We start from the raw sequence: 15824 nt of genomic DNA on the forward strand, positions 1-15824 counted from the left end.
GCAAGACAGTCTATAGCAGCAAAGCGTGTTCAAGTAATATCAGGGATGTATGGCGTAGCAATCTAGAGCGACACTTAACACAAGGCTTAGCGGATACAACATGCTAGGGTGACTATTGAAGATATTTATCAAAAATCATATCGTAGGTGCCATCTTCCTTCATGGCTGAAAGCGCTTTGTTGTATTCACGAATAACTGTGGAAAAGTCACGTTTTCTGGTGAATGCCAAGTAACTAGGAATGGCTTCTAAAGGAGGGGATAACTGCTTTATTTTATGGGCTGCCCCCAACGATTTTGCTGTACTAAAAACCACATGCCGATACGAAGGTATTAAGTCCACGCGGCCAGCCAGCAGCTTTCGAACATTACTTTTAGAGCTTTGAGCTTCATCAACGGTCTTGAATAACCGCTTCTCCAAAGCAGCGTCAAGCCTTGGGCCATAGCTAGTCTCATTGATGACGCCGATTGATTTATCTGCCAATTGTTGAATATCACCATCAAAGGTGATGGATGAATTAACAGAAACAAAAAATGCCTGTATTTGTGTTATCAGTACTTCGTTCGTATAACTCAAAAATGTTTGCCGTTCATTTGTTAAATATACTGAGAATATTCCATCGACAGTGCCTTCTTGAACCGACTTTAAGCATCTAGCCCAAGGCATTAGCTTTATTTCTACGGTAAAACCCGCTCTTTCAAATGCTTCATTTATAACATCAACTAAAATACCTGTTTGCTCACCGTTCTCTATATACGAGGTAGGAATACTGTCAGCAGCGGCGGCAAGCACAATTTTTTCGGCATACACCGTCTCAGAATAGAGAAGCAGAACTAAGAAAAAAAAGGATAGAGCTTTAAGCATTTGTCTTGCCTTTGGCCACCAAAAAAGATGTTCGTATACTACGACTGTATGACATATCGATACTTTTTCAAGCTGTGCCAAAAATTACAAAAACGTTCAATTTGATATTTTGGCCAGCCTTTAGTAATGCTTAAAGCCTAGACGAAACACCCGTTCTTATGAGTTTTCAGACCGACTGCAGGCTTTTAACATGCTCTAATTGTAGAGCCCAATAGCCCGGCCGACCTTAGATAGCGAATTATTTCTTAGAAGCAAGAACCTCTTCTAGCTCAAGCCCAGTTAGGCTATGAATAGTACGCCACAAGTAGTAAAAAACAGCCATCATCATCACCATAGATGGCAAGGCAATCATCGGGTAACTATATAGGGTTAACTGACCTAGCTCTTCGTTAAATGCAGACGTTCCGGCAGGGCTAGTGACTAGCCATTTGGCAAGGATATAGTTCATCGTCGCTGAAAAGGCGAAGGAACCAGCAATAAAATAGGTAGCCTTTAACAGGCGAGCTTCGAAGGCAGCACCGCTGTTATGTTCTGCTAAACGTTGTTGGATTTTTTCCACATCCATAATATCTGGGTTAAACAGCAAAGCTTTAACCAAAGGATAAGGAGTAAAGGTAGACACTAAAACGGCAATACCTATCACAGCAGGAATGGCCGCTTCTTTAATGGCTAACCATTTGGTATCAAGCTCAAATAAACCAATCCCACCCGTTAACAAAACACTTACCAAGCCAAGTAAGGCAATGAAATTAAATTTCCTATATCTAATTAGCTCGAAAAGCCCCCAACCAAGTGGAAAGGCAAGCGCAACAATCAAACCTCCACTAGCACCTAAGGCATCTTCGCCGCTTAATTTCATGAGTACAAAAGACGGTAAAACGATACTGACAACTAGATCAACTAAGGGCCGTGGCTTATGTGTTGGAGAGCTTTTCATATTTTCTATGCGTTATTGCAAATTACGTAGAATGGTTATAACTAATTATCAACAATGAAACAATCGGCAAATAGCTTCCCGACGTTCTTTTGAATACTAATTCCTGTGCGAACCACTAGCTTAACTAGTGCCGCCATAGCCAAGCGTTGCTGCCCGTTTTGATGCCCGTATACGCAGAATCAAGTCACTAATTCAGTCAATGGGTTCATAGCTGCAACACATCACGCTTATGCATTGGCAAACATACGGGAAATTGGCTACCGAAAACGAAAAACACTCGACAAGATAATAATGCCGAGTGCTCTTTTTACTACATTGATACGATTGCTGATTGTAGTATATGGCTGCTTTAGCCTACCAGTTTAAACTTGCCTACATTACTTTCTTGCTGGTTAGACAGCGCATTTAAGCGTTGCCCTTCCGCGGCAAGGGTATCTAAAGTTAAGCTATTTTCTTTAGCTTGCTGCGCCAGTAAGCCCATTTCTTGAGTGATACTGGCAGCACCTTCTCGCTGCTGTTCGGTGGCAGTATTAATGCTATGCGACATATCGCGAAGCTTTTGAATGTCTTTACTCACCGCCGTAATCGCCTCTGATAACTCACTGTTTAAGTTAAGCGTATCGCCCATTTTGCTGCGGCTTTCACCCATTAACTGCATAGAGGTACTCGCTTGTTCTTCTAAACGCGCCATAACTTTAGCTATTTGCTCAGTTTGCTCGCCACTGCGCTTAGATAACATTCTCACCTCATCAGCGACCACTGAAAACCCGCGCCCATATTCCCCAGCACGAGCCGCTTCAATAGCCGCATTTAATGCCAGTAAGTTGGTAGCGTCAGCGATTGATTGAATCACCTCTAACACCGTTTTAACGTCACCAATATCTTTCAGTAAGCTTTCCATTGCTCCATGAGTACTATTAATATGCTGATCTAAGGCTTGAATAGTTTGCTGATTTTGCTGCATAACCGCGGTACCGCTTTTCAGTCGCTTATCGGCGGTTTCTGTTTGCTGGAAAGAGTCACTCGCAATGCCGGCGATTTCTTGGCTGGCATTAGCCATTTGCGCAATCGCCGAACTCACACTGCCTAAGCTGGTATTTTGATTGTCGTTTTTGCCTTTAATGTCACCGGTTATACTGGCGTTACTGGTGGCCATAGTTTCTAGCTCACTAGTCACTTGCACTATTTCACTCAATGAATGATTGGTATTTTCTGCTACCTCATTCACCCAGCCAGCCACTTTAGCAAACTCCCCGCTCCATCCGTTTTGCATATGCAAAGTAAAGTCGCCATTCGCCATCGCGCGGGTTACCGTTGCTAAGTCGTCAATCGGCCGCTTAATCAAGCGATTGATTGAAATACACGAACCAACTGCAACCAACAAAGCAATAATACCGGCAATACTGGCGCTAAAGCTGACCTTTGTAACTAACCGCTCAGCATCACTTACCATTAGTGTGCTTTGCTGGTCAATACTAGTAACCAAATGTTTTAGTTCAACTATTTGAGCCTTGATATCAGCTTCTAGCTGGGTACGCTTTAGCCCAACTTGTTCAATGCTTTGCTGGTTTTTAAGCACCCTAGATAACAAACCTTGTGGCTCATTTACATGCTTGATAAAAAACGCCCAGTTACTTGTGATGTCTGCGTGTTTAGTAATAGATTCCACTTCAAAGCCAAGATCGTCAAAACTACTCGCTAAGCGCTTGGTGCTGGCACGAATCGTTTCTAATAATTTGGTAATGGCCGCAGGACTGTCTACAGATACCAGCTCAAAGCTCTTTAATTGCACCCGCTGCGATGCAGACATATAGTTTCGATAAATGTCGCGAATATATTGGTCTTCTAAGGCATAAGGTTCTACTTGATAGCCCATGTCGTTGTACAACTCGGTAGACTGCAAAACAAACTGGCTAAATATTTTCCTTAACTCAACCTCTTCGGTATAGCTTTGAGAAAGCGCTTGGTAAACCAGAGACAACTCCTTATCCAAGTGATCTATCATTTGTCGAGAAGATTCAAAACCAGTGGCGGCGTTAGTTTGCTGTTGTACTTGTGAACGAGTGACCGCTTGCGCCAGTAATTGCTCAGTGCTATCGCGCAACTCTTGCCAATCGGCATAAAGAACATCAAGCTGCGACTGGTCTTCTGATGTGAGAATAGCCAGCACTAAGTGATTCATTTGTAAATAGGCGGCTTCGGCATCAGAGGCATTTTGCAAAGCAACTAACGAATGACTAGCCAATTCCTGATTACGATTTTGAATGGTATTCAAGCCAATAATGGCAATTAAAATGGCGGTAACAAAGGTACTTGCGATCACCACAACCACCATTACCACCTGCCTAGGAATAGACATTTTACGTAAACGACCTAGAAATGAAAAAACCTGAAAATCTTTAAACATGCTGTACCCCATTACCAACATCTCTTTCCATAGTGCTGGTAGCAACTTAGCGAGGGTAAACATTTTCAGCAATCTGATTTACGTTTTTTTATGGTGAGGATCAATAATTATCAGTTAATTCATAATGACTTTATTTTTACATCTTAAACTTTTGATTTAATTGATTAAAATATAAAACTTTAAAATAGTTTGGGTTTAACAAAACTGTTGCTCAACTCTTACTCAATACCGCCGATATAGAAAGAGTTAAAGGGATTTAATCGGAGAACAGCAGTGTCGATATCGTCAATCAACTCAGCAGCAAGTAATGCATACATGGCTCAGGCAAAAGCTAAACAAACGCCCGTTATGGATAAACCGGTTGAACCCAAGCAAGCACAGCCCACTATGCCAGAACCGTTAAAAACAGATAAAGCAGAAGAAGACAGCAGTGTAAAATCGTTTGCTTATGGCGCACTAGGCATGGACAAGCCTAACGAAGTAGAAGAAAACGAAGATGGCGCTTATACCGCAGGCCAAGTGCTTAAAGCCATTGGAACAGTAGGCAGCATCATCGCCATTATGGTGTAAATTATTGGGTTTTAAGCGCCCAAGTTGTTTCTCGGTGTTGCTCTGGGTGACGCGGAACCAAGAATGAGAACGCCAGAGAAGCCACAGCAATAGCAGCGCCAAACCAAAATACTAACGACGGCGAATATAACCAAACAAAACCTAATAGTGCTGGCAGTATTACTGCCGCTATATGGTTAATGGTAAAGCTCACCCCCGCTGAACTGGCAATATCTGCCGGATCGGCAATTTTTTGAAAGTAGCTCTTAATCGCAATCGCCATTGCAAAAAATAGATGGTCGATAATATACAAACCTGCCGCCCACTCTGCTGTTTCTACCAAAGCATAGCCGCCAAAAACGAACACCAAGCCGGTGTATTCAATCATTAATGCTCGGCGCTCACCAATATGACCAATTAGCTGGCCAATTTTACCGGCAAAGATAATGTTCAGAACTTGGTTAGCAAGGTAAAGTAAGGCAATCTCTGATACTGAGTAACCAAACTTTTCGACCATCAAAAAGCCAGCAAACACCACAAAGATTTGCCTGCGCGCGCCGCTTAAAAACACCAAGGTATAAAACAGCCAATAACGCTGGCGTAAAATCAGCCTTTTATGTTGCTCGTGCTCGGCGGTGTAATGCGGAAAACGCAAGGCAATAAACAGTACCGCTAATATGGTAATGCCGCCAAACAAGGCGTACAGCGATACATACTCAAACTCACTGTATTCCAACAATACCCACAACAAACTATAAGCTAATACCGCTGCAGCACCTTTAACCGCAAGCGCTTTCCCCATAAAAGCCGGGGTTTCGGCTTTAGGTATCCATTGTAAAGTAAGCGATTGATTCACTGTTTCAAAATAGTGAAACCCCACCGACATTAAAACGGTTGTAAAATACAAGCCATATACACTGGGGAAAAAGCCGGTAAGCGTAATACCGATAGCCAGCACCAATAAACTGATTAAGGCAAAGGTTTGCTCTTTAAGCACTAACAATACAAAAATAGCGGTAAAGGCCAAAAATCCGGGAATTTCGCGTAGGCTTTGTAAAATGCCAATTTCGCGCCCAGTGAACTGAGCCACTTCAATGGCAAAGTTATTTAGCAATACCATCCAAATCGAGAAGCTAAACGGCATTAAAAATGCCATCATCAACAGCAATTGCTTTTTAGAACGTTGCATCATAATCCTTTAATTCATCAAACAAGCGGGCTTAACTTAGCTCAGAAAATGCCAAACGAAGGCCAAAACCAGCAAACACTCCACCTAACGCGCGGTTTAGCCAGCGTTTAGCCCGTTGGCTGGTTTGCACCCGATGAGAAATAGACACACTCAACCACGCCAATATATGCCCCCAAATCATCGCATTAAGGTTAAACACCAAACCCAACACAACAAAAGCTAAGGCTTTATTGGGCTCAGCTGCATCAATAAATTGGGGAACAAAAGCCAAGAAAAATAACGCCACTTTTGGGTTTAAACTATTGGTAAGAAAGCCTTGGCGAAATATTTTTGCGTAACCCGTACTACAGAGTTGTTCGGCTTTAGGCTGGCTTTGCTCTTTACGTAAAGCCATTGAAAGCCCCATGTACAAAAGATAAATACAGCCAACCACTTTTAATATGGTAAAGGCAGCAGCAGAACTCGCAAGAATGGCAGAAAGCCCAAATGCGGCAGCACTAATATGTACAAATGTTCCAGCACCAATGCCAAAAGCCGCTACCGAGCCGGCTTTAAAGCCTTGGCTAGCACTGCGTGCAACAACGTATAGAGAATCGGGACCAGGAATTAGGTTAAGCAGTATTCCCGACACCACAAATAACCAGAAATCATTAATGCCTAACATTGCTACTACTCCGTTAGCTTTGCGCCATGTGGCCTAGCTCACAAGATTAACACGGAGTTTGTTTAATACGTTAAGAGGAAATGCCCATTTAGTTTGGCAAAAACTGGTAGAAAGTTTGGTGAATAGATGGCGATGCCAGCGATAGTACTAAGTATGCTTAACGCTTAAAGGGCTGACGACTGAGTTGATAAAAAGCTAAGGCTAAGCGAGTGATGAGAATACCGCTTAGCCGAAGCAATAATTATAAAAATTTAGCCGTTCGACTAAAGATAGAAGGCTTCAACTGTGCCTTTTAGTGTCACCATCAAAGGCTGACCACGGCGGTCTAAAGCTTTAGGTGAAGGAATTTTGACCCAACCTTCACTTATGCAATATTCCTCAACATTAAAATGTTCTTTACCGTTTAGTTTAATACCGATGTCGTGCTCAAACACTTCCGCTACATGGTGCGGGCTGCGAGGGTTGCCTGAAAGACGATCAGGTAAAGTAGGTTGTGATTCGTTATTGCTCATGGCTTGGGCTCAAGGTAAATAAAAGTGCGTCATTGTAGTCAATATAGGGAAAGCCCTCAACAGCTTAAGCGGGGCTTTGCTGGCTAACACTGCCTCGAAGACCGATTATATAGAAAAGCGTAATACTCATTCCTTCTGGGAGTTGTTTATCTAGCAAGACGGCTGTAATTAATTGATTCCACCGTTGAGGTGAGAGCAATTAGCTTGCATAAGTTCAGGTGCTAATACCCAGAATGTTACTTAATCAATTACAGAGTGTACGCGGTTTAGAATTACCTTTGAGAGAAGCAATACTCTAGCGCGGCCCTTGCGTTCATCAGATCTGGAATAACAACAGCCACTCGAGCGATAACCAGTGGTGAACGCACTAACTTTGTACTTTGGCTATATGGAGACCGTGGACGATTACCACAGCAAAGTGTTAATCCTGAGAACACAAGATGCTCAAGTGCGTTGGACTTTGCCAAACGCTGCATCTGACAACTTCGCCCCCTTTTAAATCCTAAGCTAAAAGGCATTTTGCGCATACTTGCACAAAACGCCTATCGGTTAGCCTTAGCTACAAGCACCAAAAGTAGCGGTGGTTTGCTGCTCGGCCTGCTCAACTAAGTCTGCACAAGACACCTCTTTCGCCTTGAATGCGTCATTAAGATCAATGCGTATCTCAGCGTAAGTATCTAGATTCCGCATTTTGAAAGAACCATTATCAAAGTTGTAGGTATATTGGATCCAAGTGGCATAGGTTTCGCCATTAACGGGGTCGATAATATCTTGAGCTACAAGGTTGCCGCTATCGAAAGTAGACTGCAATTTACCTTCGGTTTGTGCCCAACCAGCATCTTGCTTGAACTCTACGTTAGCTGAATTGTATAAACCGCGTAACATCCGATCTGAAGATGAAATAGTAGAACCAATTTTGCTGCCGTTTTCAGGCTTGCTCATGTCACCTACTGCTTTGGCATTGGCATCGTGCTGTTGCTGCAATGGTGCGTTTGCCATTACTCGCATATGGTCGTTTACGCTACCACGGTGCACTTGCATTTCTCCGCCTTCGTTTAGCTCAAACAATGCGATATTACCGGTTTTATCTTGTACTGAAATATGCAAGCCGTGCTGGTCACCATGAATGCCATCGGCCCAAGCAAACTGAAATTGATTAGCTTCAAAAGCTGCAACTGCTTCGTCTACGGTGGCAAAGTTCTCTGCCATAAACGTGGCGGCGTCGCCCCAGTTTACCGCTGGTGCGCCAGTGTCTTGATAGTCTTTAATAAACGCTACCGAATCATATAAATAAAGGGTTGATGCCGACAAGCCTTCTGCATTTATCGCTTCACCAGCGGTATCAACAAATACCTTGCGCTCTTCTAAGATCAAGGTTGGGTATTTCACTGTCCAAGCGGCAGCTTTTTGATAAGAAGGTACATCTTTAGTCTCTACTTCAGTGCCAACTGGATGCATAATCGCAACAGTGCCCAATTGCTGGCCCCAATCTAAAGTACGAACTTGCGACACCCCATGCGGCGTATCAAGGGTAATACGAGAACAAGCATTAGCGGTTTGTAAAGCACCAAACGTTACTGCGGCGATAGTTAAAGCAATCATTGATTTTTTCATTTCATCTTCTCTTTAAACTTACCCAATCCTTGGGGAAAATTTGGCCAAAGATCCGGCTACCCATTAGTTTTAGCAAGCTAGCCAATGTTGGCTAAACTTCACTTAACTTGGTGCTAGTAAAACATAAACTTAAGTTAACAATTAACTAGGTTCTTTAAGTTTAACTAATAGGCAAGAAACAACAAAGATGATGCAAATGAGGCTAGATTTAAAACCTTTTAGAGCTTACGAGGCGACGTTTACAGCTAGCTATTCATCACCAAATACAGGCTTATCCAAAGCGACCCTAACACACACGGCGAACGCGGTATAAAACCAGCCAAAAGCGCTAACTAAAGAGGAAAAAGTGACTAAAGCAAAAACAACAATCAACAACAGTTTGAATGTAAAAATGATGGTACGCATAACCAGTCTCTGCAAAATGCCCGTAGCTAAGTCTACGCGCATTATCTGGAGCCTAGTCGCCGAAAAGTTGCTTTATTGATACTTAACGAACTAACGCGGTAAGTTATTTATTAGAAGCCCTGTTGGCCTCACGTTTTATCAATAAAGAAAAGTAGTCCAAGCTAAACAACTATGCCCTATACAATTGCACACAATTTCTGCCCAGATCTTTGGCCAGGTACAGCGCTTTATCTGCTTGTTGAAGGGTTTCTTTTAGCGTTTGGTTACGTAGGCTGCTAGCCACGCCAAAACTGGCTGTGCAGCTAAAGGATTTCTCGCCAACAATGGGAATAATGTGCTTTGATACGCGTTCTCGCATACGCTCGGCGGCTTGCTGCGCTTGTTCGAGCCCAGTGTTTGGCATAGCAATGACAAACTCTTCACCGCCAATGCGCGCAAACAAATCTTGTTCACGGCAAATCGCTTTTACCTCTTTGCTTATTTCCACCAAGCACAAGTCCCCCACTATGTGACCATAGCGATCGTTAATACTTTTAAAATAATCGAAATCGAGCAATACCAAACTAAAAGGCTGGTGAAGTTTATGCGACTGCTGCAACATGGCATTGCCTTGGGCAAAGAAACAATGGCGATTTGCTAAACCAGTGAGTGAATCGGTAGAAGCTTGTAGCGTGAGTTGCTGTTCATTGGCTTCGATTTGGCGAGCGAAAATGGTTAAAACAAACACCACTTCAATCATGTTCACCAACACTACCGACTGATAAAGCAAATGATTAGTAGCAGCATCTAACTCAATTAGCGGTGTTAAATTGGCTGTATTTTCGCAATATAGAAACAAGCCTACGGAGGCAGCACTCAGCGCTAACATTTCTCGTCGCTGGCGCAACTCAAACAGTAAAAATGCACCGGTTGGCACTAAGAAGTAGTAAAGGTGAAAGCCACTAGCATTGGTTACATACACGTTGGTGCAGATAAGCAGATGTACCATCAGCACAGAAAAAAACCAGGTTTTAGCACCCGATACATAACCTTTAGCCATAAAAGCGATAGTCGCGAGATAGGCTAAGGTGAAACCAAAATTGATTAAAGCTACCTGTGTATTGTCTAACAGTAACCAATAGTTTAACGAATATACACCTGAAATAATGGTGGTAATTAGAGTGATAATATTGGTGAGACGTATACGACTAACGGCTGCAAATGAGTGCCCTTCGGCCCCCACATTTAGTATTTTTTGAATATCCATGTTGTTCTGCTTGCTTCCTTTCCGGCTTCAGACTAACACACAAACAGCGAACAAATTGTGGCAATGTTTATTTTTATAATTAAACAAATAAGCTTAAATTACGGCAATAAATACGCTAAAAGTCAGTAAGATCGCGTAACTGTTTATTTATCATAAACTAAAAACGCCGCCAGATTAGATGAACTTATTTAACATGCCCAAATGATGGAGGTTTAGCACTGCAGGTAAATTGAAGATTCTATTTTGGCATTTCTATAAGTAAATGCCCTTGTTGAGCTTGGCTTAAATCTACTTCGAAGCGTTGTGGAGACCAACCATGAACTTTATCGCGGGCTTCAATGTAAACGATAGAGCCCACTTCTGGATGAGGAACATTGCTCAAGCTGCGAGTAAATGGCTGCTCGTTAACATGGGGGTGAAGCAATTCACGCTCGCCTAATACCGTACCTTTAGCATCTACCACTCGCCACATATTGGCATAATGATCCCAACCGCTATCTTCATGCAGCAAAGAGACATCTACTTTCCAAGTGCGTTGGCCGTCTTTGGTAAACTCTGCCGCGACAATGGTGACATCATTGGCAAAAACCGACGGTACCAACAAGCTGGCGGCTACATAGCATGCTTGAATAAAGCGAGACAAATAAACAGATTGACCTTGCATGAGTAAACCTTATTAGCTGCTGGGCGAGATAGCTAAACCCTAGCAGCAAAGGCAAAACTTGAATAGCAAAGATTTGTAAGAACCCAGCGAGGTTTAAGGGCTAGTCAGCCACAATTCAGCTTGGTCCACTTGGTTCATATCAAAGGCTTTAATGTGCAAGCCAGGGATCAGTTTTCCCTCTAACTCGCTAATGGTTTGTATCCATTGCTTGTCGCACATCACTGCAGCACGTTCAAACTGGCGAATCAGCTTAAACATTTCAGGAATACGCATAAATTCTACTGCAATGGCACTTAAGGTAGGCAATGCGAAGTCTTCGATACGATAAAGCATCAGGCCGTTATCGATGCCTACTGCTTTGCTACTTAAGTCATCCAAGGCAGCTTTCATCTCTTCACTATCGAGCTTGCCACCAAATTCAATGTCTAAACGATTATCTGCCACTCTAGTTACGGTAAACATGGTTATTCTCCCACAGTTAACTGCACCTTATTGCTTAAACATAAGCCAAAAATGCAGCCTTATTATTGCGCTAGGTCGTATTTTTAAGCGCTTGCGGCAGCCTTTTTTGTCAGCGGTTTAACGGTAGAAAACAGCTAACCAAATGGTTGCGCCCTTGGTAGCTGTGGTAAGTACTTTGTGTTTTTGGTGTGCGGGAATATTCATATAGTCGCCTTTCCCCAGTTCAAGGCTTTTACCCTCTTCAAAGCTAAGGTGGCTGACCCTTCTAGCACTATTACCCACTCATTTTCATCTTGGTCATACCAACCTTGTTCTGGGGAGCTTTGCCCATAAGACACTATTCGCTCAACTCGAACATGTTCACTTTTTAGCAAATCGTTAAAGTGCTCTTGGTTTACATCTGTAGGAAGTTTAGCGAATAGATTAGCCATGATGAGTTGATCCTAGGTAGTGTAAAATGGAGAGTGTGGTGTCAAATAGTGTTTGCGGTGGTTAATTGGAGGGAAACAAGCCAGTCAGCGTTTGCCTAACAATGGCTAATAGTTCTTGTTCGCTAGTAAGCACTTTTGATAACACACTTACCCCCATCAGTAGGCTTTGTAAGGCTAGCGCCTTCTCACGTACATTAATATGATGTAATTCTCCCTTGGTGACCGCTAGATCGAGTAAACCCTCAAAACGTGAAACGTTTTCTAACACCATACTTTGTAGATTCTCGCCCAATGCCTCATCAACTGCCGCTAACTCAGAAACTGAGTTGATCACCAAACAACCACGTGCTTGTGGATCGCTGGCTCTAAAGCGGCAAACATCGGCAAAAAAGTCAGATAATAATCCCAGTACAGAACTCGCCGACTCAGCGTGGTTCAGCACTTGGTCTGGCGTTTTGGTAGCGTATAAATCTAAAGTTTCTAGAAACAAATCTTGGCGAGAGCCAAACGCGTTATAAAAGCTTGAGCGGGTAATACCGAGCTTTTCGGATAAGGCTTTTACTGAGCAGGCCTCATAACCGTTTAACCAAAATTCGTTCATGCACGTTTCTACAGCGACTGCCCTATCAAACTTTATTGCTCTACCCATTTCTGCCTCTGCGCACTTTACTTAATTACTGTTCACTTATGTACAAATTAGCATAGAACCAACCATAAGCTAAGCCTACGCATTAGATAAAGAGCCAAATAACAAAAGAGTTTATGTGGAAAATGTAGGGCTCAACCAGGCCGTTTGCAGTGTCATTCTCTTTTATCGCTAAACCCCTTAATCCGTTGCGCCTGCACATTGAGTAACAGTGCTTTGCAAACAACGCTTAACAAACTAACTTTGTTCACATGTGGACAAAACCAATTACCATGAATATAGTGTACACACATGTACATTTTACATGTCTACGCAATTCATCACTGCGTGGTGTGATAGCTAAACAAAAGGATTACCGAACTATGACTGCGTTTTTTATTGCAACAAGCCAAATTAAAGATCCTCAAAAATTTGCCCGCTACGGGCAACAGGCGGCTTCCACACTTTCTGAGTTTCAGGGAGAGTTGGTGATTAAAGGTAAATTTTCAGAAGCGCTTGCAGGAACAGCCGAACATGATGCAGTAGGTGTGATTAAGTTCCCCACTATGGACGCCCTGCAAGATTGGTATAAAAGTGACAACTACCAAGCCCTTATTCCCCTGCGAGAAGAAGCAGTAAATATGAGTATTAGCACCTACGCGGTACCCGCATAACCGACTCATAATTGGCCGATTAATCATCGGCCAATTATTTAACCTCTCTTAGCCTTAGCGCTATGTGCTTAGCTTGCTCTTTAAATTGCTTAATAAAAAACCTTGAGAAAAAAAATGAAAGGCGCAACATTAATCGCAAATCGACGATTAACTATATATAAGCCATCACCGAGTGATTTATGACAACAGCATGTAACAAAGCCAATAACCAAGCGTTTTCTACAAGCGAACAACAATTAGCTCAAGAACAGCAATTTGCTGCTTGGTCAAAAGCTTTAGCACATCCAGCGCGAGTAAGAATATTATCTATTCTGATTAACTTGGATAAATTAGGTGGCTGCCTGAATAGTGATCTAGTCTCACAGCTAGGTTTGGCGCAATCTACCGTGTCGGAGCATTTACGCATTCTTAAGCAAGCTGAGTTTATTAGCGCAGAGCCAATGCCGCCTAAAATGTGCTATCGAGTAAATCACAGCACACTGACCGTTTATAAAGAATTACTGAACACTCTCACTGGTTAAGAGCTGATCAGTTCGACCAATTTGCTCTTTATTACAAATAAATCAATCGCTATTCGACGAATAACGAAAGTACGAGTAAACCACTTAACTCACAACAGGTTTAACCATGAATACAAAACCCGACCAACCTACTCTTAGCTTTTTAGACCGCTACCTCACCCTATGGATTTTTGTTGCCATGGCAGTAGGTGTAACAATTGGCGTGGCCTTTCCACAGGTTGTAGAGCTGAATGAAGCCATGTCGGTAGGCAGCACCAATATTCCTTTAGCTATTGGCCTCATTTTTATGATGTATCCACCGTTAGCGAAAGTGAATTACCGCTTGCTAGGCAAGGTGGCTAAAGACAAACAAGCCATAAAGCTCTCGCTCATTATGAATTGGATTGTTGGGCCTATTTTAATGTTTAGTTTGGCGCTGATCTTTTTAGGCGACCACCCAGGATACATGGTGGGCATTATTCTTATTGGCCTCGCCCGTTGTATCGCCATGGTATTGGTATGGAATGATATTGGTGGCGGCAATAAAGAATACGGCGCAGCCTTAGTGGCATAAATAGCCTGTTCCAAATTGTTACCTACAGCTTTATGGCGTGGTTGTTTATTACCGTATTACCGCCGTTGTTTGGGTATCAAGGCATGGCCGTTGATATTTCAATGTTAGAGATTGCTAGCAGCGTATTGATTTACTTGGGCATTCCTTTTCTAGCAGGCTTTTTGAGTCGCGAAATTTTGGTTAAAGCTAAAGGTGAGCAGTGGTATAACGAGGTATTTATTCCTCGTATTTCGCCAATTACCTTAGTCGCTTTGCTCGCCACCATTGTGCTGATGTTCAGCCTTAAAGGCGAAATGATTGTAGAGCTGCCGATGGATGTTGTACGCATTGCGATACCGCTGGCGATCTACTTCGTATTAATGTTCTTTGCCAGCTTTATGGTGGGCAAAAAAATGGGTATTCCTTACGACAAAAATGCCTCTATTGCTTATACCGCTACTGGTAATAACTTTGAATTAGCCATCGCGGTATCTATTGCTGTATTTGGTATTAATTCAGACCAAGCTTTTGCTGGCGTAATTGGTCCGCTGATTGAAGTGCCAGTATTGATTGCATTAGTGAACGTCGCGTTGCGTATGAAAAAACGCTACTCGCTCGCGGCTAGCTAACGCAAGGGCTTAGCCTTAGTAAGCTCGAGTCGCTTTGCTTGAGCCTACTGCATGTTCTTCATGTCGCTAATCAAACTGCGGTATGCTTTAAGGAACAATAACGCTGCGAGTAAAAATTATTATGACGTTTTCTAGATTGTTACTTGTATTAACTTGCTTAACATTTATTCAGAGTGTAAGCGCAAACCCTTCACCAACAACAGATAAGGTTGTTTCAATAGTCTTAGAGCAGCCGACCGGCCAAGAGCAAGCAAGCTATGACCTTATTAAACACAGTGAGGTTAATCAGCAATTCGAGCGTTTGTTAGAACAACATTTTCCCTTTGAACATGCTGTTACGCTGCAATACGGCAGCAACGATGGGCCACTGTATGATCCTGAGCAACACGCTATTTTCATCCCCTACTCTTTTATTAGTGAATCTCTGCAGTTTTTCACCAACAATCACTACGCCGAGCAGCAAGGCGTTTCCGCTGAAAAGGCCGCCTTAGATACGCTATTACATACCCTATTGCACGAGGCCGCCCACGCTTATATTGCAGACCAACAGATTCCCATATTGGGCAAAGAAGAAGATGCAGCAGATAACCTAGCAACGTTAATGTTGTTGAATTATGTAGAGCACGGCGATGACATTGCGATAAGTGCCGCTGATATGTTTGCCTTTGAATCGGATGAAAAACCCAGATATTACGAAATGAGCGAATATATCGCCGAGCATAGCTTTGATTTACAACGTTACTTTTCCACCCTTTGCTTGGTATATGGTTCAGATCCCGAGCGCCATAAGCAGCTATTAGATGAAATAGAAAAAGACTACCAAGCAGAGCGAAAAGAGTTTTGTATTTATCAGTTTGAGCAAAGTAACTATGCATGGCATTACTACTTGGCTCAGCCTTAA

Annotated in this window: 17 protein-coding genes and 1 pseudogene; 5 read left to right on the plus strand and 13 right to left on the minus strand. The window is 42.7% G+C overall.

The genetic code is table 11. The annotated features are described in order from the left end of the window. Nucleotides 1-112 precede the first annotated feature (112 nt). The 3 genes from FFR00_RS19500 to FFR00_RS19510 form a co-directional block, all read right to left on the minus strand. On the minus strand, nt 113-862 hold the full coding sequence (locus tag FFR00_RS19500; RefSeq protein ID WP_137675092.1) for an ABC transporter substrate-binding protein: 750 nt from the start codon (nt 860-862) through the stop codon (nt 113-115). A gap of 238 nt (nt 863-1100) precedes the next feature. After that, the gene (locus FFR00_RS19505) at nt 1101-1799 is read right to left on the minus strand and encodes a VC0807 family protein (protein WP_137675093.1); all 699 of its coding nucleotides are present in this window, start codon (nt 1797-1799) and stop codon (nt 1101-1103) included. 349 nt (nt 1800-2148) lie between these two features. After that, nucleotides 2149-4269, minus strand: coding sequence for a methyl-accepting chemotaxis protein (locus FFR00_RS19510; protein WP_137675094.1), 2121 nt, complete (start codon nt 4267-4269; stop codon nt 2149-2151). Between the two features lie 210 nt (nt 4270-4479). On the opposite strand from FFR00_RS19510, the gene FFR00_RS19515 reads away from it, so the two are divergent. Next, nucleotides 4480-4776 carry a hypothetical protein gene (locus FFR00_RS19515; protein WP_137675095.1) on the plus strand — a complete coding sequence of 99 codons (297 nt, stop codon included), beginning with the start codon at nt 4480-4482 and terminating at the stop codon, nt 4774-4776. A 1-nt stretch (nt 4777) separates the two neighbouring features. On the opposite strand, the gene FFR00_RS19520 is transcribed toward FFR00_RS19515, so the two are convergent. From FFR00_RS19520 to FFR00_RS19565, 10 genes are all read right to left on the minus strand, one after another. Then, the gene (locus FFR00_RS19520; protein WP_137675134.1) at nt 4778-5944 is read right to left on the minus strand and encodes an MFS transporter; all 1167 of its coding nucleotides are present in this window, start codon (nt 5942-5944) and stop codon (nt 4778-4780) included. 31 nt (nt 5945-5975) lie between these two features. Next, nucleotides 5976-6608: a LysE family translocator gene (locus FFR00_RS19525; RefSeq protein ID WP_137675096.1), complete on the minus strand. Its 633-nt coding sequence runs from the start codon at nt 6606-6608 to the stop codon at nt 5976-5978. 263 nt (nt 6609-6871) lie between these two features. After that, nucleotides 6872-7120 (minus strand): DUF3297 family protein, encoded by a 249-nt coding sequence (locus tag FFR00_RS19530; protein WP_137675097.1) that lies wholly within the window; start codon nt 7118-7120, stop codon nt 6872-6874. Between the two features lie 555 nt (nt 7121-7675). Further along, nucleotides 7676-8734 carry a linear amide C-N hydrolase gene (locus FFR00_RS19535; RefSeq protein ID WP_137675098.1) on the minus strand — a complete coding sequence of 353 codons (1059 nt, stop codon included), beginning with the start codon at nt 8732-8734 and terminating at the stop codon, nt 7676-7678. A 249-nt stretch (nt 8735-8983) separates the two neighbouring features. Then, nucleotides 8984-9181 (minus strand): hypothetical protein, encoded by a 198-nt coding sequence (locus FFR00_RS19540; RefSeq protein ID WP_137675099.1) that lies wholly within the window; start codon nt 9179-9181, stop codon nt 8984-8986. 127 nt (nt 9182-9308) lie between these two features. Beyond that, nucleotides 9309-10385, minus strand: a complete 1077-nt coding sequence (locus FFR00_RS19545) for a GGDEF domain-containing protein (RefSeq protein ID WP_137675100.1) — start codon at nt 10383-10385, stop codon at nt 9309-9311. 238 nt (nt 10386-10623) lie between these two features. After that, nucleotides 10624-11049 (minus strand): hypothetical protein, encoded by a 426-nt coding sequence (locus FFR00_RS19550; protein WP_137675101.1) that lies wholly within the window; start codon nt 11047-11049, stop codon nt 10624-10626. Nucleotides 11050-11142: 93 nt separating this feature from the next. Next, on the minus strand, nt 11143-11511 hold the full coding sequence (locus tag FFR00_RS19555; RefSeq protein WP_137675102.1) for an STAS/SEC14 domain-containing protein: 369 nt from the start codon (nt 11509-11511) through the stop codon (nt 11143-11145). A 200-nt stretch (nt 11512-11711) separates the two neighbouring features. Beyond that, a complete protein-coding gene (locus FFR00_RS19560) occupies nt 11712-11942 on the minus strand; it encodes a cupin (protein WP_373681419.1) in 231 nt (76 codons plus the stop codon). A 61-nt stretch (nt 11943-12003) separates the two neighbouring features. Further along, on the minus strand, nt 12004-12591 hold the full coding sequence (locus tag FFR00_RS19565; RefSeq protein ID WP_137675103.1) for a TetR/AcrR family transcriptional regulator: 588 nt from the start codon (nt 12589-12591) through the stop codon (nt 12004-12006). 359 nt (nt 12592-12950) lie between these two features. On the opposite strand from FFR00_RS19565, the gene FFR00_RS19570 reads away from it, so the two are divergent. The 4 genes and pseudogenes from FFR00_RS19570 to FFR00_RS19585 all read left to right on the plus strand — a co-directional run bounded on the left by FFR00_RS19570 (nt 12951) and on the right by FFR00_RS19585 (nt 15824). Continuing rightward, entirely contained in the window at nt 12951-13241 is a 291-nt protein-coding gene (locus FFR00_RS19570; protein WP_161985211.1) for a DUF1330 domain-containing protein, read from the plus strand. Nucleotides 13242-13420: 179 nt separating this feature from the next. Beyond that, nucleotides 13421-13762, plus strand: a complete 342-nt coding sequence (locus tag FFR00_RS19575) for a helix-turn-helix transcriptional regulator (RefSeq protein WP_137675105.1) — start codon at nt 13421-13423, stop codon at nt 13760-13762. 106 nt (nt 13763-13868) lie between these two features. Beyond that, nucleotides 13869-14923: pseudogene (gene arsB / locus FFR00_RS19580) on the plus strand (ACR3 family arsenite efflux transporter). Nucleotides 14924-15044: 121 nt separating this feature from the next. Beyond that, nucleotides 15045-15824: a DUF4344 domain-containing metallopeptidase gene (locus FFR00_RS19585; protein WP_137675106.1), complete on the plus strand. Its 780-nt coding sequence runs from the start codon at nt 15045-15047 to the stop codon at nt 15822-15824.

It is taken from the genome of Agarivorans sp. Toyoura001, from assembly GCF_005405585.1.
Lineage (GTDB): Bacteria > Pseudomonadota > Gammaproteobacteria > Enterobacterales > Celerinatantimonadaceae > Agarivorans.